Source organism: Paenibacillus sediminis (assembly GCF_017873765.1).
Lineage (GTDB): Bacteria > Bacillota > Bacilli > Paenibacillales > Paenibacillaceae > Paenibacillus_AG > Paenibacillus_AG sediminis.
Map to the genome: position 1 here is coordinate 1290086 of NZ_JAGGKP010000001.1, position 26960 is coordinate 1317045.

Here is a 26960-nt window from a genome sequence, read left to right on the forward strand (position 1 = left end):
TTGACTCATCACGTCTTGCTAGCCTTAGAACAACGAAAGCTGATTGCTCTCTGGCAGACCGCGGAAGCATCCCATTTGAGTAAGAAGTTCAATAATCGTCTTACTTGCTTTCGATTTTTGCTGGAAGTCTTCAATAGACAGAAATTCTCCCGCTTCCCGTGCAGCTGCAATGTTGCGAGCAGCATTCTCACCAATCCCTTGCAACGCAGAGAATGGAGGGATTAATGAGTCTCCGTCAACAACAAATCTTGTTGCTTCTGAACGATATAAATCGAGCCCTTTAAAATGGAATCCACGTGCGGTCATTTCCAGCGCCATTTCAAGAATTGGAAGACTGTTCTTCTCTTTGGTTGTCGCTTGGAAACCTTTCTGCTCAATCTCTTCAATCTTCCGATAGATAGCATCGTAACCTTGAACGCATAGCTCAATATCGAAATCTTCACCCCGCACAGAGAAGTACGTTGCATAGTACTCAATAGGGTAGTACAGCTTGAAATATGCTGTGCGAACCGCTGAAATAACGTATGCGGCAGCATGGGCTTTCGGGAACATGTACTGAATTTTAAGGCAAGAATCAATATACCACTGCGGCACATTGCATTTCTTCATCTCTTCAATCCACTCTGGTGTAAGCCCCTTCCCTTTACGAACACTCTCGGTTATTTTAAAGGCAAGACTCGCATCCATTCCTGCTTTATAAATTAAGAAAAGCATAATATCGTCACGACAGCCGATAACGGTCTTAATGTTACAAGTGCCGTTCTTTATTAGTTCTTGCGCGTTGCCAAGCCATACTCCCGTTCCGTGAGACAGTCCTGAAATTTGCAGCAAGTCGGCGAAAGATGAAGGTTTAGATTCAACAAGCATCTGCCGAACGAACTTTGTACCCATTTCCGGGATGCCGTACGTAGCAACAGGTGTACGGACTTGTTCAGGTGTTACGCCAAGCGCTTCAACCGAGTTAAACATACTCATCACTTTAGGATCATTCATCGGAATCGTCGTTGGATCGACACCCGTTAAATCCTGAAGCATCCGCATCATCGTCGGATCATCGTGTCCGAGAATATCGAGCTTAAGCAAGTTCGCGTCGAATGCATGGTAATCAAAGTGTGTTGTTTTCCATTCAGAGCTCGTATCATCAGCCGGGTATTGTACAGGAGTAATATCCTCAACTTCTATATAATCCGGCACGACAACGATACCGCCTGGATGCTGTCCTGTGCTTCGTTTAACTCCCGTACAACCCGCTGCAAGACGATTAAGCTCGGCGCTGCGCCATTTTTTATGATGGTCTTCTTCATATTTCTTCGCATAACCAAATGCTGTTTTCTCTGCAACGGTACCAATGGTTCCGGCACGAAACACGTTCTTCTCACCGAAAATTTCTTTGGTGTAGTTATGTGCAGTCGGCTGATATTCACCTGAGAAGTTCAAATCGATATCGGGAACTTTGTCCCCTTTAAAGCCAAGGAACGTTTCAAACGGAATATCCTGCCCGTCACCTTTCAGCATCTCTCCGCATTTCGGACATTCCTTATCCGGAAGGTCAAATCCGCTCGGCACACTGCCGTCAAGGAACCATTCGCTATACTTACATTCCGGATTTCTGCAAATGTAATGAGCAGGCAGAGGGTTTACTTCGGAAATGCCCAAAAATGTTGCAACGACAGAAGATCCGACAGATCCCCGTGAACCAACGAGATATCCGTCTTGATTCGATTTCTTTACAAGACGTTCTGAAATAAGGTAGTTGGCAGAGAATCCGTATTTAATAATCGGTTCCAGCTCTTTCTCAAGGCGCTTAACGACAACTTCTGGAAGCTCTTCACCGTAAATGGATTTGGCCGTATTATAGCATTTCGTCCGAATTTCTTCGTCCGCTCCCTCAATAATCGGTGTAAACAGCTTCGTAGGGAACAGTTCCAATTCTTCAAAACGATCAGCAAGCTCACTCGTATTTGTTATGACTACTTCATAAGCCTCAGATTCGCCTAAAAATTTAAACTCCTCAAGCATTTCTTCCGTCGTGCGAAAATGAGCGTCTGGCTTACGAATATCTTTGAGCGGGCTAAACCCAGTAATACCGTGTATCGTAATATCCCGGAACAGCTTATCACGAGGGTCTAAATAGTGAACATTTCCTGTTGCTACAACAGGCTTGTTCAATTTTTTGCCCATATCATATATTTTCTTAATTGCTGTCTTTATTTCTTCGACACTTCCAACGAGCCCTTTATCAACGAGATGCATATACATCGTTAAAGGTTGAATTTCTAGGACATCGTAGAACTCTGCAATCTGCTCCGCTTCTTCTACCGATTTATTAAGCACCGCTTCGAAAAACTCGCCCTTCTCACAACCGGAAAGGATGAGGAGCCCTTCTCTTAATTCCTTCAGTTTCGATTTTGGAATCGTCGGTACTCGTTTGAAATATTCGGTATGAGACAAGGAGACCAGCTTATACAGATTTTTTTTGCCTGTCATATTCAGCGCATAAATGCCGCAATGGAAAGGACGAGCATTAGACAAATCTTTACCGACATAGTCATTCAATCGATCAAGCATCGTAATGCCTAACATTTTCTCAGCATCTTGAAGCAGTCCAAGGAGAATACCGCTCAGAGCAATCGTATCATCGATAGCCCGGTGATGATTTTCAAGCGATACTTTATACTTATCGGCGAGCGTGTTCAGCCGGTGATTCTTCATCGTCGGGAACAACAATCTAGCAAGTTCGAGCGTATCAAGTATCGGATTTGTCAGCTGAGGCATGCCGGATCTTTTCAAAATCGTCTGAATAAATCCTGTATCAAACCTTGCGTTATGAGCTACAAGAATAGCGTCCTTAGAAAACTCCATAAACTTCTCCAGAACAGGCTCAACATCCGGTGCGTCCTTAACCATTTCATCTGTGATATTCGTAAGTTGCTGAATATGATAAGGAATTTTCTCATGCGGATTTACGAAGGTAGAATACCGATCGATTTCTTTACCGTCTTGGATCTTAACCGCGGCAATTTCTGTAATGTTGTTCTGCGTAAACGACAAACCTGTTGTCTCGATATCAAATACGACGTATGTTGCCGACTTCAGATCTATAGGCGACTCATTAATGACAACAGGTACACCGTCATCGACGACATTAGCTTCAACGCCGTAGATCATTTTGATCCCGTTTTTCTTCGCAGCTTTCGCTGCTTCAGGAAAGCTCTGTATACCGCCATGATCGGTAACAGCAATGGCTTTATGCCCCCACTTTGCTGCTGTTTTAATATAATCATCTATGGACGTAACAGCGTCCATCGTGCTCATTGTCGTGTGCAAATGAAATTCAACACGTTTCTCAGGTGCATTATCTTTGCGAGAAGGCGGCGCTTGAACCTCTATTAAATCAGAAGGAATCATAACGAGCTCTGGCACTTGCATGAACCGGTCATATTCAACTCGTCCGCGTGCCTTAATCCATTTGCCATTTGCAAGCAGGCTCATTACTTTAAGATCTTCTTTGTTCTTCGCGAACATCTTCATTTGCAAGGAATCACTGAAATCTGTCAGAAAGAACGTAAACAGCGTGCTGCCGTTACGCAATTCTTTCTGCTCCAGCCCAAAGATTGTCCCTTGAATGGTTGCCTTTTTCTCTTCATCTTGAATTTGCATAATCGGAACCGGTTCATCTTTGATGTCATACCCGATTTGCAGCTTCAAATTGCTAGTGTCTTCATCTTCCTTCTTGACTTCAGCTTCTATCATCGTCATCATCTGTTTAATGACTTCTCGTTCTTCTTGCTCTTGGCGCTGCCTAAATTCATCATATACTTCATTACTAGTCTCACCGACCTGCAGCTTAACTCTTAGCGAGAGTGTAAAAAATTGCTCAAAGAAAGAAATGATAGCTTGGTCAATCTGCTTTTTACGAGCAAGCTCCAAGGAAGTCGAATCCGTCATCGTAACGAAGACGAGATCGCCCTCCACTTCATGTTTCGCCCGCGCCATCCAGCCGTTAACAGAAGGGATTTCGCGTTGAACCCATTCGATGAACAGTTTCCAATATTCTCTAACGATACTCGCAGGCTGAACCGCCTCGCTGTAGCGGAATATAAACCGAATTTTTGCAATATGGTTCATCCGCTCTTGAATATGCAAACAAAATGTTCGGAATACTTGTGCAGGTACAAGCGAATCTTTAGCAATGACAATGGTCCAGTCTTTATTGCTCTTACTGATTTCAACATGATCTATATATCCATCCATAAAATATGGATCAATCATACTTGAAGGAACTTGTGCTTGTTTCATTAACAACTCAAAACGCGTTCTTTTCTCCCCTACGCTGCTCATGTTTCCCTCCCCTTACAAAAAGAAAAGCTTCTGTCAAAGAAAGAACCCGGGCTTCTTGCCCATTGACTCATCTTCATCAGAAGCTTTCGCTTCATTTCATACGTTTAGTACGCTCTGGCAAAGACTACGGTATGTTTAGCAGCTTGTCCGCATGAAATGCAAGTATGCTTCACTTCAGCTGGTTTGAAAGGAATGTTACGGCTAGTTGCTCCCGTCTCTTCCTTCACTTTTTTCTCACAAGCTTCAGATCCGCACCAGCCTGCAAGCGTAAATCCACGTTTCTCTTCCATGCTATCTTTCATTTCTTGAAGCGTGTCCACTGAATAGAAATGATCTTCACGGAATTGTTTTGCACGTTCGAACATTTCTTGATGAATTTGCTCCAGAAGAGCTTTCACTTCAGCGACAAGGTTGCTTAGCTCTACCGTCTTTTTCTCACCGCTAATGCGAGATACAAGAACACACACGCCATTTTCCATATCGCGAGGACCAATCTCAAGACGAATCGGAATTCCGCGCATTTCATATTCGTTGAACTTCCAACCTGGACGGACATCTGCTCGATCATCAATGCCAACGCGAATGCCTGCTTTTTTGAGTTCAGTGAACAATTGATCGCTTAGAGCAACAACTGCATCTCTTGTTTTAGGAGGACCAATTGGAATAATCATGACTTGTTTTGGTGCAACCTTCGGCGGCAGCACAAGACCGCGATCATCACCGTGTACCATAATCATGGATCCGATCAGTCTTGTACTTACGCCCCAAGAAGTCGTATGAACGAATTCTTGAGTATTGTCACGACTTAAATATTTAATCTCAAAAGCCTCCGCGAAGTTCGTTCCTAAATAGTGAGATGTACCGGCTTGAACAGCACGTCCATCTTTCATCATCGCTTCGATGGAATAAGTATCTACCGCACCCGCAAATTTCTCTGATGGTGTCTTCTGACCCATAATAACAGGAATGGCCAAGAAGTTTTCTACAAAATCACGATAGATCTCGAGCATTTGCATCGTTTCTTCACGAGCCTCTGCTTCCGTTTCGTGCGCTGTATGACCTTCTTGCCAGAGGAATTCACTAGTACGCAGAAACGGAAGTGTACGTTTCTCCCAGCGAACTACGTTGGCCCATTGGTTAATAAGTACTGGCAAATCACGATAGGATTGAATCCATTTCTGATACATATGGCCGATCATCGTTTCCGAAGTTGGACGAATAGCAAGACGCTCTTCAAGCTTCTCGCCTCCTGCTTCAGTTACCCATGGAAGCTCAGGATTAAAGCCTTCCACATGCTCTTTCTCTTTTTGAAAGAAGCTCTCTGGAATGAACATTGGGAAGTAAGCGTTCCGGTGACCAGTTTCTTTAAAACGTCTGTCCAGCTCACTTTGGATATGTTCCCAAATTTCAAAACCGTCCGGTTTGAATACGATGCAACCCCGAACTGGTGAATAATCCATCAAATCTGCTTTCTTAATGACATCGATATACCAACGAGAGAAATCTTCCTGCTGCGGTGTAATCTCAGTCACAAATTGTTTATCGTCGTTTGCCATAAAAATGGATGTCCTCCCATAAATGCTAAATTATCCGTTAATTAATCGTAAAATATCATTATATGTTACAGCGAGCATGAGTAAAAACAGCATTGCAAAACCGATAAAATGAACCATCCCTTCACGATTCGGATCAATCGGCTTGCCGCGAACTGCTTCAACGCCAAGGAACACAAGTCTGCTTCCATCCATCGCCGGAATGGGCAGCAAATTGAAAATTCCTAAATACAAACTAAGAATACCTGCCCAATAAGTAAGCTGATCAAACCCCCGCTGCGCTATTTCCCCTGTTACTTGTGCTGTCCTTACTGGACCACCCAGATCATTTATTGAAAATTGGGCGATGACATGAGCAAACCCTTGAAAAATTATCTTCGTCGTACTTACCATCGCTTCAGAAGATCCGCTTATCGTCTCCCAAAGTGTTGCACGCCTTGTAGGAAGCTCTGGCGTAATGCCAACTTTGCCGCCTTCCTCGCCTTTCATTTCCCGCGGCGTGATCGTTAGTTTAAACTCTTGATCTCCACGACGTACCGTCCATTCCATAGGCTTATTCTTCGAGGCGGAAATAAGTTCAATCATCTTTTTATAATCAGCACCAATGTGTATACCATTGATCGTCTCAATGATATCCCCTTTACGAAGATTCGCTTCATCAGCCGGCATACCCTTCGTAATATTACCGATTTGAACGTAAGTAGGGTTATTTACCGGAATACCAACCATTTGAATGTAAGCAGCAAACAATACAAAGGCGAGCACAAAGTTCATCGCAGGCCCTGCGAAAATAGCAAGCGCCCTTTGCCCAACCGTTTTACTAGAAAATTGTCTGTTTTTAGGAGCGATTTGCGTCTCCTGCCCTTTGGCTATCATGACAGCCTGAGGATGCACTCTTAGTTTCTGAATTTCACCGTCCACGTTAAGTTCCATCGAAAGTTTCTCTGTAAGATCAACACTTTCCACTTCACCGCGGATTACATTTCTGCGATTGTCCAGTTGATCTAAGTAGATCGCCTTCACTTCATCGCCCGCTAGTCTTACTGCAATCGTCTGCCCCTGATTAACCTGTACAATTTCCGGATCTTCTCCGGCCATTCGTGCAAACCCGCCAAAAGGAAGCAAACGAAGAGTAAATCTTGTTTCCCCTTTTTTATAGGAAAAAAGCTTCGGACCGAATCCAATCGCGAACTCACGAACTAAAATACCGGCACGTTTGGCAAAATAATAATGCCCCCATTCATGCACAGTGACAATGACAAAAAATAATAGTACAGTCAAAAAAATGGTTCTTAGCATTTCCAATGGTCACAGCCTCCTTCAAGTGCAGGGGTCGCAGTATGTCCTTCTAGATTATCATTATTCTAAGGTCCCGCACAAGAGAATCACTATTTTCGGAGCTTCTCATGAAGGATTGATGATTATTGCTTCCACTCCGTTGCCAGTTGTCTTGCCCAATGATCAGCTTCTTGGATGACCATTAAATCGGGTTCAGATTGAACTTGGTGCTTACTGAGCACATCTTCAATAATCGATTCGATTTGCAAAAACGAAATATCTCTTCGCAAAAAGCGCGACACAGCGATCTCGTTTGCTGCATTAAACACGGTTGGGGCAGTCCCTCCCATTTTACCACACTCAAACGCTAATCTTAAACAAGGGAACCGTTCAAAATCCATCTCTTTAAAATTCAGTTTACCGACCTGTGCCAGCGAAAGCCGGCTAGACGGTGAAGACCAGCGTTCAGGATATGTCAGTGCATATTGAATAGGCACTCTCATATCCGGGTTGCCTAATTGAGCAATAATACTGCTGTCCCTAAACTCAACAAAGGAATGGATAATGCTCTCAGGATGAAGAAGGACACCAATTTGCTCATAAGGCAGTCCAAACAACCAGTGAGCTTCAATGACTTCAAGTCCTTTGTTGACCATCGTTGCCGAATCAATTGTAATTTTGGAGCCCATCGACCAGTTTGGATGTTTGAGAGCATCTTCAACTGTTACATGCTGGAGCTGTTCCCTGGTCAAATCGCGAAACGAACCTCCAGAAGCCGTCAACGTAATTTGCCGAATGCTGCTTGCATCTTCCCCATTCAAACATTGGAAAATAGCCGAATGTTCACTATCGATCGGAAGCAGCCTAATGCCCTTCTTCTTCGCAAGTGCCGTAACGAGATGTCCCGCAGTTACAAGCGTCTCTTTGTTAGCGAGCCCAATCGTTTTACCCGCTTCAATAGCAGCTAACGTGGAAGGAAGTCCCATACTGCCCATGACTGCCGTAACGACGAATTCGCTGTCCGTTTCCGCAGCAACTTCAATTAATCCTTCATCCCCGTAATATATTTTTGTCCCTGCTGGCAACTGTGGTTTTAACTGGTCAGCTAACTCTTTTGTCGCGACAGATACCTTTTTAGGATTAAATTTTGTAACCTGCTCAAGGAGCAACTCAATATTCGAACCGGCTGCCAATCCTTCAACTTGAAATTGTTCAGGATGCATCGCCACTACATCAAGCGTCTGAGTACCGATAGAACCCGTAGATCCAAGGATCGCTATTTTCTTCATTGTGCACCTCGGTTTCATGAATTAGATCATACAATCAATAAGGCAATAACATAAGTATATGTATCAAAGGAAACACCGTCAGCCAACTGTCGCAGCGATCTAAAATCCCTCCATGACCAGGAAGTATGTTACCTGAATCTTTAATGTCGTAGACGCGTTTATATGCTGATTGAACAAGGTCACCCATTTGTCCAACGACAGCAGCGATAAATCCAATTGCACACGCTCTGCCAAAAGAGAGTAGATCAGGTGAGATAACCGAGAATATGACTGCAACAATTACTGCAATAATAACTCCTCCTGCGGCGCCTTCAACGGTCTTGTTCGGGCTAATTGCCGGCCACAACTTATGCTTACCTATAAATTTACCAGTAAAATACGCCCCTGCATCACTCGCCCAAATGGACGCTAGCAAAAGGAACGTCCAGAATAATCCATGTCCATCATCTGTATTTCTCGACTCTGCAATATATGAAAATCCAACACCAATATACACCATTCCTATAAACATAAGGGCAGCGTGTTTGATGTTGAATACATTTTTGCTTGTAACTGTAAAAACAAGAAACAGCAGCATGAACACCCACAACCCATGTTCCAAAGGAAACGGCAACGGTACATGAAGCAATTTCCAAGGGAAAATGAACATGAGAACACCCACGTATCCGATCATTGCAACAGCTCCGAACGGGGAGAGCTTCGTCATTCGTACAAATTCATAGTATCCGATCAAAGCCATAACTAGAAGGAGCGAATGGTACCAAAGACCGCCAAGCAGGCAGAGTAATAAAAACGCTCCTCCTGCAATGATTCCAGTAGTAATACGTTGTTTCACGACTTACATCCTCCCCGCTATAACAATCCTCCGTAACGTCTCGTACGCCGCTGATATTCGGCTACTGCTTCAATTAAATGTTTCTTTTTAAATTCAGGCCAATATATATTCGTAAACCACAGCTCACTGTATGCCAGCTGCCACAACATAAAGTTACTTAATCTCAGCTCACCGCTTGTACGAATAAGCAGATCAGGATCCGGCAAATTGCTGGACAGCAGATGAGATTGAATCAACTCTTCCGTAATATCATCCACTGAGAGGCTGCCGTCTGCAATCTTTGCACCTATGGATCTCATGCTCTCCGTAATTTCATTGCGGCTTCCGTAGTTTAGGGCGAATGTAAGAACGAGCCCCGTATTGTTCGCTGTTCGTTCAGCTGCTTCATTCATGGCATTAAGCGTGTGCTGTGGTAAATTATTTTCGAGCCCCATCATCTGAATCCTTACATTCTTCTCCATAAGTTCTTCTAGTTCAAGTTTTAGAAATTCTTGAGGAAGACGCATCAGAAAATCAACTTCATCCTTCGGACGTTTCCAATTCTCCGTCGAAAAAGCATATAAAGTTAAATATTTAATTCCAAGCTCATCCGCCGCAATAGTCGTACGCTTGACCGCTTTCATTCCATTTTGGTGGCCGGCAACGCGCGGTAATCCAAGCCTTTTGGCCCACCGCCCGTTTCCATCCATGATGATAGCAACATGCTGTGGAATATTATCCGCAGATATGCTCAGTTCAGTTTGCTTTTGTTCTTGTTTCCACCAAGATCGAAGCCTGTTGATCATTCCATTTCCCCCAAAGATCGGTAATAAAACTCTATTGCCACCTATATACAGCAGACGCTAGTTCACGAAAAAAGACATAACCCCACCAATTGGAGGGGCCGCAAGTCTATTATACTTCCATGATCTCTTTTTCTTTAGCAGCGAGTATTTTATCGACTTCCGCGATAAATTTGTCTGTCACTTTTTGAATATCATCTTGATGTCTGCGGGACTCATCTTCAGAAATTTCCGTTTTTTCTTTCTTCTTGATGTCATCGTTCGCATCACGGCGGATATTTCGAATAGCGACTTTCGCTTCTTCACCGAATTTCTTCGTTAATTTCACAAGTTCTGCACGACGTTCTGAAGTAAGCGGTGGAATCGTCAAACGAATTGTTGAACCGTCATTTGCCGGTGTCAATCCGAGATCGGATTTCATAATTGCTCTCTCAATATCAGCAAGGGATGATTTATCCCACGGCTGAATTAACAGCGTGCGAGAATCAGGGGTATTTATATTAGCCAGCTGATTTAGAGGAGTCAAGGAACCGTAATATTCTACCTGAATACGATCTAATAAAGATGGAGTCGCACGCCCAGCACGCAGCGTAGCAAGATCACGTTTCAATGCTTGGATGGCTTTATCCATCCGTTCTTCAGCATTTTTCTTAATCTCTTGTGGCATTAGTCTACACTCCCTTTGACAATCGTTCCAATTTTTTCACCTTGGACAACACGTTTAATGTTTCCTTTTTCAGTAATAGCAAATACAATGAGCGGGATATCATTGTCCATGCAGAGGGAAGAAGCAGTGGAATCCATAACTCCCAAGTTTTTATTCAGCACATCCAAATATGTTAATTGGTCGTATTTTTCAGCAGTTGCATCTTTGAAAGGATCTGCAGAGTATACGCCGTCAACTTTATTTTTGGCCATGAGAATCACTTCTGCTTCAATTTCTGCTGCACGCAGCGCAGCTGTCGTATCTGTTGAGAAGAACGGGTTACCTGTACCCGCAGCAAAAATAACGACACGACCTTTTTCCAAATGACGAATAGCTCTACGACGAATATATGGCTCGGCAATTTGCTGCATGGAAATCGACGTCTGTACTCGAGTAGGCACATCGATTTGTTCCAAAGCATCCTGAAGTGCGAGCGAGTTCATAACCGTTGCGAGCATACCCATGTAATCGGCTGTAGCACGATCAATACCGCTTGCACTGCCAGCGATACCGCGCCAAATATTTCCACCGCCGCATACGATCGCTACTTGTACACCAAGTTCCACGACTTCTTTTACTTGTTCTGCAATCGAAGCAATGGTTTCCGCATCAATGCCGTACCCATTTTGACCTGCGAGCGACTCCCCGCTAACCTTCAAGACAACACGTTTATATACAGGTTGTTCCAATTGTATACCCTCCACTTTCATACCACTCTTAAAAAAGAAGGAACACGGGCGTGTTCCATCCTAATTCCTATTTATTATATTATGTTCATCATTGACTCGCAAAACAAGTCAAAATTATTGATTCACTTGTGCCATAACTTCTTCTACGAAGTTATCTTGTTTCTTCTCAAGACCTTCACCAAGTTCGTAACGAACAAAGCGACGAATGGAGATGTTTTCACCGATCGTGCTGATTTTTTCGTTAAGAAGAGTTGCAATCGTTTTGTCTGGGTCTTTAATGAAAGATTGGTCCATCAAGCAGTTTTCTTCAAAGTATTTGCTGATACGGCCTTCAACCATTTTATCAACAATTTTCTCTGGTTTGCCTTCGTTCAACGCTTGAGCACGCAAAATTTCTCTTTCTTTATCAAGCACTTCTTGAGGAACTTCTTCACGACGAACGAACAGTGGGCTGCTCGCTGCAATGTGCATTGCGATGTCACGAACGAATTCTTTGAATTGATCTGTTTTAGCTACGAAGTCAGTTTCGCAGTTCACTTCTACTAATACGCCGATACGTCCGCCAGCGTGAATGTAAGATTCTACAACGCCTTCTGTTGCTACGCGTCCAGCTTTTTTAGCTGCTGCTGCCAAACCTTTTTCACGAAGCAATTCAACTGCTTTTGTCAAATCACCATTTGCTTCTTCCAACGCTTTTTTGCAATCAAGCATTCCGGCGCCTGTTTTTTCACGTAGTTCTTTTACCGCGCTTGCACTTACTGCCATTATATTTCCCTCCAAATTAGTTTTAAACATTTTCACTTTAAAAAAAGGGCAGTGAGAGGTTTCACACCTACCAGCCACCCTTTTCATTTAATTCAATCACAAATCATTTGCCACGGCTTCGACTTAAGCAATTGTTTCTTCGCCTTGGTTAGCTTCGATCACTGCGTCTGCCATTTTAGCAGTAAGAAGTTTTACTGCACGGATCGCATCGTCGTTACCCGGAATTACATAATCGATTTCATCTGGATCGCAGTTTGTATCTACGATACCCACGATTGGAATGCCAAGTTTACGAGCTTCTGCAACTGCAATACGCTCTTTGCGAGGGTCGATAACGAACAACGCGCTAGGCAAGCCTTTCATATTTTTAATTCCGCCGAGGAATTTCTCAAGACGTTCTTTCTCTTTGCGGAGAATGATAACTTCTTTTTTAGGAAGCACTGTAAATGTACCGTCTTCTTCCCAAGTTTCAAGTTGTTTCAAACGATCAATACGTTTTTGAATGGTTTGGAAGTTAGTCAACGTACCACCTAACCAACGTTGGTTGATGTAAAATTGACCACTGCGTTCAGCTTCTTCTTTCACAGAATCTTGCGCTTGTTTTTTCGTACCAACGAAAAGAATTGTGCCGCCTTCTTCTGCAACAGATTTCACGAAGTTATAAGCTTCTTCTACCTTTTTGACTGTTTTTTGCAAGTCAATGATGTAAATACCGTTTCTTTCAGTGAAGATATAACGATCCATTTTTGGATTCCAACGGCGAGTTTGGTGACCGAAGTGAACCCCAGCTTCTAGTAGCTGTTTCATGGAGATTACTGCCATCTTCACGCACCTCCTAAGTTTTGGTTTTTGTGTAATCCCTCCGCTGACGTCATTTTCCGCTAAGACTCGTCATGTAACGAGCACCCTTAACGAAATTAATCAGCGTGTGTTTTTAACACCGTCAATTAATATACCATAACTGAAAAGCGGATGCAACACAGTTTATTCGTATTTCCAGTGATGTTCCACTTTCATTTTCATACTAAAAAACCGTAAGGCAATTTTACATCACCTAGACGGTTTTGTCGTAACTTTTTGAATAATGGAACTGTATTTTTCTCCGGCCACGAACGAGTAGGAACCCGCACGTATTTTGGAGTTAATCTTTCGCGAGGTCGCTTGTTTTAGAAAAGCTTCCTTATCTTTGATTACACCAGCAGTGGCTAGTCCACTAGCTAAATCTTGCAGTGTACTTCCAGATTTGATCGTGTAGCTTACATTATTCTCTTTCTTTGGCGGGGCTGGTGCCACTGGTTTCGTCGCCGCTTCAGGTGACTTGGGAGATTGCTGCTCAGCTGAATTGTTTACAGGCTGACTGCTCTTTGGAGAATCAGGTGATGCAGGCTTATTCGGTTCTTCTACCTGCTTCGTCTGCTCATTCCCTTTCGCAGTCTGTGTATCTTTCGCATTTGCTCTCCCCTCATCATCAGGAGAAACCACTTTTAAGTTAAGCTTTGCCGCTTGCTCTTCTAGTTGTTCCTTCGTCATCAGCTCTTCGCCCTGATTCGTATCTACTCGAACTTGGCCTTGACCGATAAGCATTAACTGCAGCAAAACAGCGCCAATAATCAAACCGCTTCCGAGCCCCACTACAAATGAACGATTTTTAATCACAAAGACACCTCCTGTTTCGCGAGCTGTAGAATTAACTGTACTTCGCCCCGCGGGAGACCCGTAGTCTTCGCAATTAAATCAACCGATTTACCCTGCTCATATAAGTCGAATAGCTCTGGGTAACGGCTTTTTATAGTATCGTGCTTCTCAGCAGCAGTATCTTCGGTAGTTGCGATTTCTAATGATGGAGACTCTGCCTGGACAGCGACTGTCTCAGTCTGTTCCATCGATGATGCCGTTTGAACCATAGCCGCTTCAAGCATACGATTGCGTGATTCCGCTTGTGCGGTTTGTTGTTCAAGTGTAACCACTCGTTGACGCAATTCTGTAACCTGATCTTGAAGTGACAGTTGTTTGGCTGTCGTTTCTTGTTTCATTTGACCAATCAAATTTACAAGTTGTTCATTTTCTTGTTCGATTTCAGACATGTAATGTTCGAGTGTAGTTTCCACTTCCTTAACGATGTCAGCAGAATCGAATGTGTCTAAATTTTTCTTAGGCAGTTTCATAGCGTATACAATGGCTATGGCGCCAAGAACTACAATATAGAACCATGGTGCATTAAAAGACAATATGATCACCTTTTTTGTTATGTCAATTTGGTGTTGAACATGTATTAAAGAGAAAAATCAATATGCTTCCCTTTATAAGGATGTTCCGCAGCATTTACAGTCTTATCAGATTCAGCTTCTTGACCTTGCTTCCGTGAACGATGAGAAGAGCCTTGTTGTGATGATTGCTGCCTGTCATCTTCTCGAATCGAGTTGTTGACCGATTCATTCACTTCAGTACTTCGCCTCCGCAGTTCATCGGCCTCCTTCACATTTTGCCCAGCAAGCAAATGCTGATCATTCATCGGCCTGTGCTGCTGTTCATTTTGAAGACGACCTGCGTCGTGCGTACGCGGTACTGCAATTTGCAATTCTACAGGCTTCATACTCATATCATCACCCCAGTGTAATCAAGGATTACATGTAGAAAGCAGTCATGGATATATCTCCGTCTTTATAACGGAAAGAGATACGCTGTACAGGATCTTTTATGTATTTTGTATATCTGCCGATCACGATCTTAGCTCCGCCGTATATCGTATTAATGATATCAACCCGTGCTTTTCCTACATCTTCAAGCTCTTTTTCAATCGCCAAAATTCGATCTTTGATCGCAGCTTCTTCTGCTAGATTAGACTTTTTGGTAGCCGTCAATTTAATGCGCAGTGCCAGTTTATCCGGCGGAAGGTGTCCAGATAGAGCAAGTTGATCAAGCAGATTCAGCGCCTTATCCGTTTTGTCCATATTTTCCATTTGCAGTTTTAATTGCGCCCGCAGCTCTGTCAACTCATTTCTTAGGTCTGGTAAAACCCCTACTTCAATAACTGTTGCTGTGGACATAGAATTACCGACCGTTCTTGCGAGCACTCGCTCCCCTGCCTGAATGTTACCTCCGACGATAAGCCCTTTGGCACCATTACACATTACGTCTTTGCCAGCACGAATATTAGAATGGAGTATACTTTGTGATACAATGATATCTCCGCCTGCTTGTACTTGCCCATCTTGAATAAACGAGCTTTTAACATTCTGTTGTGCTTTTACATAGCCTTTATTGTAGCCGATAATGCCTCCTGAAATTTCGACCGATCCTCCAGCCTCAAGCTCAGCCCCTTCCACCCCGCCAATGACGCGAATATCACCATCTGCTTTAATCCGGAAACCAGTAAGCACATTACCGCGTATAACAACAGTTCCGACAAAATCAATGTTGCCGATGCTATAGTCCACATCGCCGTTAATTTCATAGATCGGGAAAACATTAATTTTTCCTTTTTCCGTCTTCGTAATAAGACCATCGATTGCAGCGTACATCGCCGTATTTTCCGGATTAACAACAACATTTTTGCCAACTTTAAATTGAGCTTCCTTGCCTGGTTTATATGGAATCGGCTCTCCAGTTACAGCGATACCATTAATACCCGGAACTGACGGAATTCTTTCTGCAATCAATTGACCCTTACGTACATTGTTGAGCTTAACAAGCTCCTTGTAATCTACTTTTCCATCCTCTGACTCTAGCGGCCTATGTTCCTTCTCATTAATATCCGTAATCATACGAATGCTGCCATCTTGTCCATTTACCGGCTCTTGGCCGATCGCAATGGGGGTTCTGCTAAAAAAGTATTCTTCTGGATTTTCAGCAATACACTTCACCGTATCTTGCTGCAGACCATGGATGACTTCGTTTTTTCGGATGAATTGCTCAAGATCTGACACCGAGCATTTGAACTGTTCGTCGCGTTTAACAAATTGAATATAAGCAATACTCTTATCTTGAGAAAAAGTAATACTTAAATATTGATCTAGTGGAAATTGCTCAGACATTAATTAATTCCCCCTTTCCATTTCTATTTAAAAGTAAGGCAAACTGTATTAGTCATTCTGAAGCAGTAAGTCTCGTTGTTTTTCTAGACTTCCTCTCAGCCGTAGAATTGCTTTTGAATGCAGCTGCGAAATGCGTGAAGGAGACAATTGCATCACTTCTGCTATTTCGCTTAATGATAAATCCTCGTAATAAAGGAGAGAGACAACAATTCGTTCTTTCTCCGTCAACTTCTCTATACCTTTAATTAGAGATTCCTTTAGATAAGATTCATTGACTTTATAATCCGGATTTCTGGCCTTCTCATCTACGAGAATCGACATTCTCGTCTCCGATTCTTCCTCTCGAATCGGATCCTCTAACGAGCATAGACTCATGACGGCTACCTCTTGGAGCACATGGTGAAATTCTTTCTCTGTCATTCCGAGATATTCGCACATTTCAGCGTCAGAAACGGTTCTTAAATATTTTTGTTCAAGATGTTGATACGCTTCCTCAATCTTCTTCGCTTTTTCTCTGACAGATCGAGGGACCCAATCTCCTTGACGCAAGCCATCTAGTATAGAGCCTCTCACTCGCCATGAAGCATAAGTTTCAAACTGAAGTCCTCTTTGATAGTCGAATTTATGCAGTGCATCAATCAGTCCCATTGTGCCATTACTAACGAGATCATCTTTAGAAACATTTCGCGGAAGTCCAATGGCCAGACGACTAGAAACATAATCTACAATGTATAAATAATTTTCTATGAGCTTCTTCTTTGCTTCCAGATCCCCATGTTCCTTCCACTTCTCCCACAGGTCGGGATAGTTCAAATGGGACGTTTTTCGCTCGTTCAATAGCTTTCACCTTCCTTAGTTTTCTGTAAGGTGACGAACGGCCTTGGCCAATTCTTCAGGATCTGTACTTGCTGTCGAAATTAATTTCGGCGGTGTTAATGGTTTAAATGACGAATTGCTTCCTGCCTGTTTGCCAACTGGAGATTTTAGCAATTCATTCAACTCACCGCTTTCATCAGGTGTCGTCAAGTCAAGTCTTGATCCGAGATCACTCTCTGTTGTCTGTGAATGATGCTGAGCTGCTTTAGAATGTTGTGAATCGGTCTCCAAAATACCAAAAACCCATCTGACTGCAAAAGCAAGTAAAAACCATACGACGAATGCGATTAGTCCGCGCAACAAACTAGTCGTAAGCAGATTGTTTGAAGCCGAAATAATTGTCGTAAAAATTAAACCAACCGCGCCGAAAATAATATTAAAGCGAATATTTCCTTTCATCTCTACAATTCCTTTACACCCATCTGTACGCTGCGAACGAATAAAATGCCTGTATTGCAGTCCATCTCGATCGTGCGTCCGTAATTACCTCCCGTATCTTCTGCGAGGACAGGTATACCTAATTGTTCTAACTTCTGTTTGCAGGATTCCACGTTTCTCGGTCCAATTCTCATCGAGTCACCGCTTCCTGCGAAAGTGAACATTTGTGAACCGCCAGCCATCTTAGCAACGATTCGCTCTTTATTCGCTCCGAGCTTTTGCAATTGCTCTAAGAGAGCAGGGATCGCAGTATCCGCATACTTTGCTATATTCAGCGTGCCTTCGCGAGCAATGTCAGAAGACGGCAGCATTACATGTGCCATACCCCCAATTTTTAGCGCAGGATCATACAGTGTCACGCCTACACAAGAACCAAGACCCGTCGTACGTATAATCCCGCTGTTCTGTACGACATTTAAATCTGCCATTCCGACTTTTACAATGTTGTGTTCATCTATCATTCGTTAGAGGCACTCCCAGAGATGCGAAAATTTTATCAAAAGAGTGAGGGTCCGGGATTAAAAAAAACTGTCCCTCCACTTCATGATGTCCTTCTAAAAATGTCGTATCGATGAGGAGCGCATCATCCCCCATTTCTCCAAATTGGAGCAAACCGTAACTTAGTATTGCACCGGCCATATCCATGGCTAATGCCGGGACCGTAGGAAGCATAGTCAGCTTCGTGAAATCAGCAAGTGATGAAAGATAAGAGCCTGCTAGAATGTTGCCTATCTCTGCAAGCGCAGACTGCTCCATTTCAGAGAAGGTGTCGTCTTGAATGACATCAAGGCCTGCTAATCGGTGCAAAAGTTTTTTGGCAGCCAGCGGCGTCATAATAAAAAACAAATTGCCTGGCGCCTCACCTTCAACACGAAAGAAAACTGCTAGAACAACTTGCTCAGCCCCGCCAACCTTATCTGGAATTTGCTCAAAGGGAAGCATTTGAACTTTGGGAACTGCCATATCAATCGGTTTACCTAAGAGGCGAGACAATGCAGTTGCTGCATGTCCCGCTCCAATATTGCCAACTTCCTTTAGGACGTCTAACTTAAGATCCTCAAAGTCGTTAAAGAGATTCACAGCTTAGTCCTCTAAACTTTCTAGTTGAATAATTTCACTCTTATTCAATACTTCTGAAAGATTGAGCATAATTAGCAAGCGATCCTCGCCGATTTTAGCAACACCATCTAAATATTTAGCTTTTACTCCACCCACCACTTCAGGAGGAGTTTGAATGCTGTCGCTATTCAGATCAATAACATCGTTCGCCGAGTCAACAATGAAGGCTACTTCCATCTCGTTAACAGCTACAATAATGAGACGGGTTTGGTCTGTATATTCACTTTCAGGAAGTCCGAAACGTCCGCGTAAATCAATAACAGGAATAACAACTCCGCGTAGATTAATAACGCCTTTTACAAATGAAAATGTTTTAGGTACACGAGTGATTGGCATCATACGTTCAATATTGCGAACTTTGTCAACCTCAATCCCATACTCTTCATGACCTAGTTTAAAGACGATCACTTTCAACTCTTCTCCCACTTGAAAAACCTCCTTAGATTTAGCAGTAATTCATGAGATTACTTGATAATATTGTTAGGGTCTATAATTAGTGCGACTTGCCCGTCTCCTAATATAGTAGCGCCAGATATGCCTTGGATTTGCGGCAAATATTTTCCTAAATTTTTAATAACAATTTCATTCTGACCGATAAAATCGTCCACAGCTAAAGCTGCCATACGATCGCCTTTACGAATGACAACAATTTCCGTTTCTTCTTCCCCTGTTTCATCGTAATTAGGAACATCAAGGAAACGGCTGAGCGAAATATATGGAATATGTGAATTACGGTACTCAATCATCTTCGTACCATGAACGGTACGGATTTCATCCGGTTTGATCGCGCCTGTCTCAACAATAGAGGAAAGCGGAATCGCAAATTTCTCATCCCCCATTTTGATGAGCATCGCAGCGATAATAGAGAGCGTAAGCGGCAATTGAACAGAGAATTTCGTTCCTTTACCAGGCTGAGAAAAGATCGTTACATTTCCGCCTAGCGAAGCAATCTTAGATTTAACAACGTCGAGACCTACTCCGCGGCCAGATATATCTGAAATGACCTCTGCAGTACTAAATCCTGGAGCAAAGAGCAGTTGATATACTTCTTCATCGCTCATTGCAGCTGTCTGTTCTTCAGTAACAATTCCATTTTTAAGAGCTTTATTTACAATTTTATCTCTGTAAATGCCGGCACCATCATCTTCTATTTCAATAAAGACATGATTGCCGCTATGGAAAGCTCTTAAATGAACCGTACCCGTATCTGATTTGCCAGCGGCTACGCGATCAGCAACAGACTCAACTCCATGGTCAACCGCATTTCTAAGAAGATGGACCAGGGGATCGCCAATTTCATCAATAACTGTACGATCAAGCTCTGTCTCAGCCCCTGTAATAATGAGATCAATTTTCTTATCCAGAGATTTCGCCAGGTCACGAACCATGCGAGGGAAGCGATTGAAGACCGTATCAACTGGAACCATGCGGAGCTTCAATACGATATTTTGCAAATCAGCGCTAACACGCGTCATATGCTCGATCGTCTCAGTTAAGTCTTGGCGCTTAATTTCACTTGCAAGCTGTTCCAAGCGGACACGATCGATTAACAATTCGCTGAACAAATTCATCAGCACATCAAGACGTTCAATATCTACGCGAATCGTCCGTGAAGGTGCTGAAGCAGCCGCATTGCCGCTCGGCTTGTTTTGTTTTGGAGCCGCATTTGCGGATGTACTGTCTGCTGACGCTTTAGCTTTCTCTGCAGCTTCTGCTTTCGGTTCCGCAGCCTTTTTAGGAGCTGCATTCGAAGATTGCTGCGTCATTTGTTTCAAAGATTCATGATCTAAAGAAACGACTTTGACCTGATCAATCTCTGAAATATTAGCAATCATGCTTTCGAGATCACCAGGTTCTTTTTGGGTTATGTAATAGAGGGAAAAACTGCGCTCAAAGTTTTCTTGTTCGATGTCTTGAACTGAAGGATACGATTTAACCACTTCACCAGAGCGCTCGAGAGCATCAAACACCATATATGCACGGGCTGCTTTTAGTGCGGAATCTTCACGAATAGAAACTTCCAAATATAGAACACGGTGGCCTTCTGTAATGGATTGTTCCAATACGGAGTATTGATACTCATCCAATTGAATCGCATCTAGCGGAATCGTTTGTTCACTTGTGCTGCTCGGCGCTTCAACAGTAACAGCTGCCTCAAGCTCCCCGCGTACAATCGCCTGAAGTGCAGCTACAATAGAGGAGACATCCGCTCTTCCTTCCCCGCCTTGAGTAATATCTTGTACCATCGATTCAAGAGCATCTAAGCTTTTGAATAAAGTATCAAAAATAAACTCTTGCATGACCAGTTTCTCATTGCGTACCAAATCAAGCACGTTTTCCATTTGGTGAGTCAGGGAAGCCAAATCTTCAAAGCCCATCGTCGCAGCCATACCTTTTAGTGTATGTGCAGAACGGAAAATGACTTGAACGATACCAAGATCATTCGGATTACTTTCTAATTGAAGCATATTTTCGTTTAAGGACTGCAGATGATCATTCGACTCATCAATAAACATGGATAAATATTGATTCATGTCCATCGAGAGACACCTCCTTCATGAGATCACATTACGTTATTTCACAACTTGTACAAGCTTTGGAGCAATTTCGTGCAGAGGCAAAATATGCTCTACACAATGAAGTTCAACAGCTGATCTTGGCATCCCATAGACGACACATGTTTCTTCGCTCTCTGCAAAAGTAGAATGAACACCCGCATCATACAATTGTTTCATGACGCGTGCTCCATCACTGCCCATTCCAGTTAGCAGAACAACATGCCTTTTCAAGGATTGAAGAGGCAGTAAAGACTCAAACATAGTATCTACCGAAGGGCAATGACCGTTACGCGGTGCACTTTGGGATAACGACGCTACAAAGTGCCCGCCCGCTGCTTGTGCAACGGTTAAATGATACCCGCCGGGAGCGATATATGCTGTTCCTTTGCGAAGAATCATTCCATCCTCCGCCTCTACTACTTCAAGCTGACTGAACGTATTGAGCCGCTGTGCCAGCGACTTGGTAAAGTTCGGCGGCATGTGCTGAACGATGACAATCGGTGCAGGGAATGATGCAGGAAACTGCTCTAATAATGTCTTTAGAGCTTTCGGCCCGCCTGTTGAACAACCGATCGCTACCAACTGAGTGAACTCAGCAGATCGTTCTATATTACCTGCATGCTTCGTCGCCATAGTTGCCGCAGTTGCAGACGGTAACTGCTTCGTTTTCGATATCGGCTTTAGATCTTTTCTCTCCAAAACCGATTTCGCCCTCCGAGAAGTATCCTGTCTTGCTTCTTTCTTCTTTGGTGCTTCTTTCGCTTTTGCAATCTGCGTTCTCGCTTCCTGCGCAGAATGGTGATTAAGAGCAGCTTGTTCTTTTTTAGCTGCACTTTGTAACGGTTTATTTTTAGCCGTTGTTACCTCTGGTTTATGTAAGTCAAGCAAATCGATCATTTTAGGACCACTTGGAGCGGTATGTATTACTTTCATTTGTTGCAGCGCTGCTTCTCTAGCAGCTTTACGCTCCCTTGCGTCAATTGCTGCATGAAGCTGTTCCAGCAGCGCTTCTCCTACTTGCTTAATATCAAGAGTGCTTGACACAGATGGTTTCCGAATAAAGTCGAATGCTCCAAGTTCTAATGCCATGATCGTCTCACGCATTCCCTGTTCATTAATACCTGAAAGCATAATGACAGGAAGCGGATGCTTCTTCATGATCATCTTCAAAGCATCAAGACCATTCATATCTGGCATTTCCACATCCATGGTAACTAAGTCGGGCTTTAAGGAGCTGATTTTCTCCACTGCCTCTATTCCGTTACGCGCAGTTCCAGCAACTCGAAAGGACGAATCACTTTCAATCAGATCAGAAATAATTTTCCTCATAAAAGCAGAATCATCGACCACCAAAACTTGATAAGGCGCCACGTCATTTCCACTCCCATTTCCTATTTCAGAAGAATCATTTTGTACGTCTCAGCCATTTTTGCATAAATCCTTTGATTCCCATCACGGTCCCTGTATCCGTTGTACTCGGGACAGCCATGTAACGAAGTGCCAGGCGCTGAATATCACGAGCTGCAGGACTGTTCGGAAAAGCTAGTGAAAACGGAACTTGCTTCTTAACTGCTTGCATGACATGGACATCATCACTGATTACACCTAGCAGAGGTACATCTAAATTCAAAAATTTGCGGGCTACTAATGATAGCTTATCGGCAGTTTGAATTCCTTCTCTTTCATCAGCCGCCCGATTAATAACAAGCTTGAAATTGACTTTCTTCTCCAGTTCATAGACAACTTTCATTAATGCATACGCATCCGTAATCGCTGTTGGTTCGGGAGTTGTAACAATAAAGCATTCATCCGCTGCCGTAATAAACTGCAAATTCTCTTTGGATAACCCTGCCCCAGTATCAAAAATAATAAAGTCCATTTCACTAGATACTTCTTCAAGCTGCCTAGTAAAATAGTCAATATCAGACTCGGATAAATTGAACAGCTCTGTAAGGCCAGATCCTCCAGCTATATAAGATAGTTCTTCAGGCCCGCTCTCTACAATATCCCGAATTTTCTGTTCACCTCTTATAAGATGAAGAAAATTGTACCTGGATCTTACACCCATAAGTACATCAATATTTCCCATTCCGATATCAGCATCAAATACAAGCACTTTACGCCCCATTTTTTTAAGAGCGAGCGCAAAATTTAGAGTGAAATTCGATTTCCCCACTCCGCCTTTTCCGCTTGATACGGCCAGTATTCGTGCTTCACGGCGACCAGGTGTGTAGGCTGTGGACAAGTCCAAGGAAGAAACCATTTTTCGTAGTGCTTCCGCTTGGTCCATCATTTGAAGTCTTCTCCTAGAATAAGATCGATAAAGAATGAAGCATCTGGGAGCAGCAAATCATCTGGTACATTTTGCCCATTCGTAATATACGATATATGAAGAGGATAGGTTTGAATCAAATTAAATAAGGTACCATACGTTCCTGTCTCGTCTAATTTCGTTAAGATCACTTTGTCCAAATTGTATTGACTGAAATGTTCGGTGATCGTCTTCATATCTTGAATTTTAGACGTCAAACTAAGAACAAGGTATGTCTCGCTGTCTTCATGATGGGATAACAAACTTTGCAGTTCTGAGACGAGCATTTCATTACGATAATTTCTGCCTGCTGTATCCATCAAGATCAAATCGCAATCTTGAAGCCGCTCCATCGCTCGGTTCAAGTCAGCTGGTGATTGAACCACCTCAAGAGGGACATTTAATATAGATGCGTATGTACGAAGCTGCTCTACTGCCGCAATCCGATAAGTATCAGATGTTATAAAACCTACTTTGCGACGAAGGCGAAACAGTTGATCAGCAGCCAATTTAGCAATCGTAGTCGTTTTGCCAACCCCTGTTGGTCCAGCCATATAAATGATGCGGCTTTTCGGTTCAATACCGCCCACAAGTCGAGGCTGCAAATAAGAGATCATTTCCTCTTTTAAGAGAGAAATAATCTGCCCATCATCCATTTGAGCATCAGTTTCTTGAATACGAACCAGAAGAGTATCAATCCACTGCTCGATCAGCGTTTCATCAATTTCCTGCTGACTAAGCCTGTTCTGAATTTTTTGTAACAATTCAGGAAGCTCCCTATTGTCTCGATCCAGTTTGGATAGTTTAGTCATCATCAGTTTCAACTGATGAATCTCTTCAAATAATTTGTTCTCATTGCCAGTATTGATAGACGGCGGCTGTTCAACTGCCGCTGCCTGCTGGGACCTTAATTGCTGCCTTTGTTCATTCATGGCAGATTGAGTTAGAAATTCATCGTGTTTCTGGTCTCTCTGCAGAGCTGATTTTTCTGCTAGCTCATCCGTTTTTGAATGCGTGAAAGGCTGCTGTCTTCCGTCTAAGGTCGCTGCTTCTTCCTCCCTGCTTGCAGCCGTCAAACTCGAAGTTCTTCGGTAAGCTTCAGGAATAGCTCTTGGAGCAACTGCCAGATTCGGGGCTATCGTGACTTGCTTGTTTGTCGCTTTCTTATTGTCATCCTTCTCAATCGCTGCGATGACTTCAATTTGCTTCTTACGAAACATTCCGAGGACACCGCCAGTTTTGAGTTCCTTCGTGCTCAATATAACCGCGTCATTTCCAAGTTCGGTGCGGATTTTGAGCATTGCCTCGGGCATTGTGTCAACGATATATCGTTTTACTCTCATAGATTCACAACTCCGACACTTTGAATTTCAACATTTGGCTCAAGCTCACTATAAGAGAGTACAGGAATGTCCTGCATTGTTCGCTCAACCACTTGACGCAAATACATTCGAATCGTTGGTGATGTCAAAATAATAGGTTGATGACCCAATTGGATCATTCTATTCACTTGTTCAGTGAGCTTCTGGAAAACGGTCTGTGTTGACGCAGGATCAAGAGCCAAATATGAGCCCTGATCTGACTGCTGTACACTTTCAGCAATTTTCTTTTCTAGAGTCGGGCCGACGGTAATCACTTTAAGCGTCTCCCCTGACTCGGAAAACTGCTGTGTAATTTGTCTAGACAGTGCTTGCCTTACATATTCAGTAAGAACATCAGGGTCCTTCGTATAGGTACCATAGTCCGCAAGCGTTTCGAAAATGGATACCATATCCCGAATCGAAACTTTTTCACGAAGCAATTTTGCAAGCACCTTCTGAACATCTCCAATCGAGAGAATTGACGGGATTAACTCATCGACAAGTACAGGATAGTTTTCCTTGAGATTGTCAACAAGTGCTCTCGTCTCCTGACGACCAAGCAATTCATGAGCATGCTTCTTAATAATCTCCGTTAAATGAGTTGCGACAACTGACGGCGGATCAACGACCGTATAGCCGGCAACTTCAGCTCGCTCCTTAGTTGCTTCATCAATCCATAAAGCTGGAAGTCCAAATGAAGGCTCTAACGTCTCAATACCGCTGACAGACTCATCTTCATACCCTGGACTCATTGCTAAATAGTGATTAAGTAATAGTTCTCCGCGTCCTACGACATTTCCTTTAATTTTGATGACATATTCATTCGGTTTTAGTTGAATATTGTCGCGAATTCGGATAACAGGGACCACAATACCTAGTTCTAATGCGCATTGTCGTCTGATCATAATAATTCGATCTAGTAAGTCTCCTCCTTGCTGCGTATCCGCAAGCGGAATGAGTCCATATCCGAATTCAAATTCAATAGGATCGACTTGCAATAGGTTAATGACACTCTCAGGACTGCGCACTTCTTCTATCTGCTGCTCCTCTTCCATCTGTTCGACTTCAATTTGCTTACGATCCATATTCTTCTGCATCCTTCTAGCAGCTATTAAAAGCAGTATCGCTAGAGGCAATGTGGTAATGATATGGATTGGCGTAAAGAAACCTAGCAAGGCAATCGTTACGGCAACAATATAAAGCAGTTTAGGATAAGTAAACAGCTGACCTGTTATATCATCAGCCATACTTCCATCTGATGAAGCCCTCGTAACAATTAGACCGGCTGCCGTTGAAATGAGGAGAGCCGGAATTTGGCTTACAAGTCCATCCCCAATGGTCAGTATTGAATAAGTAGAAAGTGCCTGATTAAACGGCATACCATGAATCGCGATCCCAATGATAAAACCGCCAATGAGATTAATTAACAGGATGATAATACTAGCAATGGCGTCCCCTTTAACAAATTTGCTGGCACCGTCCATCGCCCCGTAGAAATCTGCTTCACGTTCAATTTTTTGACGTCGTTCGCGCGCCTGTTGTTCATTAATCAGACCGGCGTTTAAATCAGCATCGATAGACATCTGTTTACCAGGCATTGCATCGAGTGTAAACCTTGCAGATACTTCCGCTACCCGTTCTGAACCTTTGGTGATTACAATGAATTGCACGACCACCAAAATTAAAAATACGATAAAGCCAACCGCTATTTGTCCCTGAGCAATCCAGCTCCCGAACGTTGCTACAACTTCTCCCGCTGCGCCCTTTCCTAAAATAAGCTTTGTTGTTGATACATTGAGTGCGAGCCGGAATAACGTTGTAACAAGAAGCATCGCTGGAAAGATCGAGAATTGCAGGGCTTCTTTCGTATTCATCGCGACGAGCAATATTAGTAATGCCAACGAAATATTAATAATGAGAAGAACGTCTAGCAGCCATGTCGGGATCGGAAGAATCATCATGAGTACAATTCCGATGACACCTGCAAGGACAGAAATATCTTTAATTTTCAATGGTCTCTTTGCC

At 43.1% G+C, this 26960-nt stretch carries 24 protein-coding genes; all 24 read right to left on the reverse strand.

Going from position 1 to position 26960, the window contains the following annotated elements; genetic code table 11:
* Nucleotides 1–24: 24 nt before the first annotated feature.
* The 24 genes from J2Z20_RS06235 to flhA all read right to left on the reverse strand — a co-directional run bounded on the left by J2Z20_RS06235 (nucleotide 25) and on the right by flhA (nucleotide 26947).
* Nucleotides 25–4341 carry a PolC-type DNA polymerase III gene (locus J2Z20_RS06235; protein WP_209846588.1) on the reverse strand — a complete coding sequence of 1439 codons (4317 nt, stop codon included), beginning with the start codon at nucleotides 4339–4341 and terminating at the stop codon, nucleotides 25–27.
* 104 nt (nucleotides 4342–4445) lie between these two features.
* Complete coding sequence (gene proS, locus J2Z20_RS06240; protein WP_209846591.1) at nucleotides 4446–5897, reverse strand: proline--tRNA ligase; 1452 nt, start codon at nucleotides 5895–5897, stop codon at nucleotides 4446–4448.
* 30 nt (nucleotides 5898–5927) lie between these two features.
* Complete coding sequence (rseP, locus tag J2Z20_RS06245; protein WP_415640004.1) at nucleotides 5928–7193, reverse strand: RIP metalloprotease RseP; 1266 nt, start codon at nucleotides 7191–7193, stop codon at nucleotides 5928–5930.
* A 122-nt stretch (nucleotides 7194–7315) separates the two neighbouring features.
* A complete protein-coding gene (locus J2Z20_RS06250; RefSeq protein ID WP_209846597.1) occupies nucleotides 7316–8461 on the reverse strand; it encodes a 1-deoxy-D-xylulose-5-phosphate reductoisomerase in 1146 nt (381 codons plus the stop codon).
* Between the two features lie 34 nt (nucleotides 8462–8495).
* Nucleotides 8496–9296: a phosphatidate cytidylyltransferase gene (locus J2Z20_RS06255; RefSeq protein ID WP_209846600.1), complete on the reverse strand. Its 801-nt coding sequence runs from the start codon at nucleotides 9294–9296 to the stop codon at nucleotides 8496–8498.
* A 17-nt stretch (nucleotides 9297–9313) separates the two neighbouring features.
* The gene (locus J2Z20_RS06260; RefSeq protein ID WP_209846604.1) at nucleotides 9314–10081 is read right to left on the reverse strand and encodes an undecaprenyl pyrophosphate synthase; all 768 of its coding nucleotides are present in this window, start codon (nucleotides 10079–10081) and stop codon (nucleotides 9314–9316) included.
* 109 nt (nucleotides 10082–10190) lie between these two features.
* Nucleotides 10191–10745, reverse strand: coding sequence for a ribosome recycling factor (gene frr, locus J2Z20_RS06265; protein WP_209846607.1), 555 nt, complete (start codon nucleotides 10743–10745; stop codon nucleotides 10191–10193).
* Nucleotides 10745–11473, reverse strand: a complete 729-nt coding sequence (gene pyrH, locus J2Z20_RS06270; protein WP_209846610.1) for a UMP kinase — start codon at nucleotides 11471–11473, stop codon at nucleotides 10745–10747. Before pyrH ends, frr begins: the two co-directional genes overlap by 1 nt.
* Nucleotides 11474–11587: 114 nt before the next feature.
* Nucleotides 11588–12238 carry a translation elongation factor Ts gene (gene tsf, locus J2Z20_RS06275; RefSeq protein WP_209846613.1) on the reverse strand — a complete coding sequence of 217 codons (651 nt, stop codon included), beginning with the start codon at nucleotides 12236–12238 and terminating at the stop codon, nucleotides 11588–11590.
* Between the two features lie 123 nt (nucleotides 12239–12361).
* Complete coding sequence (gene rpsB / locus J2Z20_RS06280) at nucleotides 12362–13060, reverse strand: 30S ribosomal protein S2 (RefSeq protein WP_209846616.1); 699 nt, start codon at nucleotides 13058–13060, stop codon at nucleotides 12362–12364.
* 228 nt (nucleotides 13061–13288) lie between these two features.
* Nucleotides 13289–13894, reverse strand: a complete 606-nt coding sequence (locus J2Z20_RS06285; RefSeq protein ID WP_209846619.1) for an endolytic transglycosylase MltG — start codon at nucleotides 13892–13894, stop codon at nucleotides 13289–13291.
* On the reverse strand, nucleotides 13891–14466 hold the full coding sequence (locus tag J2Z20_RS06290) for a DUF6115 domain-containing protein (RefSeq protein ID WP_245251882.1): 576 nt from the start codon (nucleotides 14464–14466) through the stop codon (nucleotides 13891–13893). Before J2Z20_RS06290 ends, J2Z20_RS06285 begins: the two co-directional genes overlap by 4 nt.
* 44 nt (nucleotides 14467–14510) lie before the next feature.
* On the reverse strand, nucleotides 14511–14837 hold the full coding sequence (locus J2Z20_RS06295) for a hypothetical protein (RefSeq protein ID WP_209846622.1): 327 nt from the start codon (nucleotides 14835–14837) through the stop codon (nucleotides 14511–14513).
* A 25-nt stretch (nucleotides 14838–14862) separates the two neighbouring features.
* Nucleotides 14863–16272, reverse strand: coding sequence for a flagellar assembly protein A (locus tag J2Z20_RS06300; RefSeq protein WP_209846625.1), 1410 nt, complete (start codon nucleotides 16270–16272; stop codon nucleotides 14863–14865).
* A gap of 48 nt (nucleotides 16273–16320) precedes the next feature.
* Nucleotides 16321–17109, reverse strand: coding sequence for a FliA/WhiG family RNA polymerase sigma factor (locus J2Z20_RS06305; protein ID WP_209846627.1), 789 nt, complete (start codon nucleotides 17107–17109; stop codon nucleotides 16321–16323).
* Between the two features lie 15 nt (nucleotides 17110–17124).
* A complete protein-coding gene (locus J2Z20_RS06310; protein ID WP_209846628.1) occupies nucleotides 17125–17547 on the reverse strand; it encodes a hypothetical protein in 423 nt (140 codons plus the stop codon).
* A gap of 2 nt (nucleotides 17548–17549) precedes the next feature.
* Nucleotides 17550–18047, reverse strand: coding sequence for a chemotaxis protein CheD (locus tag J2Z20_RS06315; protein ID WP_209846630.1), 498 nt, complete (start codon nucleotides 18045–18047; stop codon nucleotides 17550–17552).
* Entirely contained in the window at nucleotides 18037–18666 is a 630-nt protein-coding gene (locus tag J2Z20_RS06320; RefSeq protein ID WP_209846632.1) for a chemotaxis protein CheC, read from the reverse strand. Before J2Z20_RS06320 ends, J2Z20_RS06315 begins: the two co-directional genes overlap by 11 nt.
* Nucleotides 18667–18669: 3 nt before the next feature.
* On the reverse strand, nucleotides 18670–19131 hold the full coding sequence (locus J2Z20_RS06325; RefSeq protein WP_209846634.1) for a chemotaxis protein CheW: 462 nt from the start codon (nucleotides 19129–19131) through the stop codon (nucleotides 18670–18672).
* Between the two features lie 38 nt (nucleotides 19132–19169).
* The gene (locus J2Z20_RS06330; protein ID WP_209846636.1) at nucleotides 19170–21245 is read right to left on the reverse strand and encodes a chemotaxis protein CheA; all 2076 of its coding nucleotides are present in this window, start codon (nucleotides 21243–21245) and stop codon (nucleotides 19170–19172) included.
* A gap of 33 nt (nucleotides 21246–21278) precedes the next feature.
* Nucleotides 21279–22634, reverse strand: a complete 1356-nt coding sequence (locus tag J2Z20_RS06335) for a protein-glutamate methylesterase/protein-glutamine glutaminase (RefSeq protein ID WP_209846638.1) — start codon at nucleotides 22632–22634, stop codon at nucleotides 21279–21281.
* Nucleotides 22635–22668: 34 nt separating this feature from the next.
* Nucleotides 22669–23556 carry a MinD/ParA family protein gene (locus J2Z20_RS06340; protein WP_209846642.1) on the reverse strand — a complete coding sequence of 296 codons (888 nt, stop codon included), beginning with the start codon at nucleotides 23554–23556 and terminating at the stop codon, nucleotides 22669–22671.
* A complete protein-coding gene (flhF, locus tag J2Z20_RS06345) occupies nucleotides 23553–24917 on the reverse strand; it encodes a flagellar biosynthesis GTPase FlhF (RefSeq protein WP_209846645.1) in 1365 nt (454 codons plus the stop codon). The genes J2Z20_RS06340 and flhF overlap by 4 nt, the downstream gene beginning before the upstream one ends.
* On the reverse strand, nucleotides 24914–26947 hold the full coding sequence (gene flhA, locus J2Z20_RS06350) for a flagellar biosynthesis protein FlhA (RefSeq protein ID WP_209846648.1): 2034 nt from the start codon (nucleotides 26945–26947) through the stop codon (nucleotides 24914–24916). The genes flhF and flhA overlap by 4 nt, the downstream gene beginning before the upstream one ends.
* Nucleotides 26948–26960 lie beyond the last annotated feature (13 nt).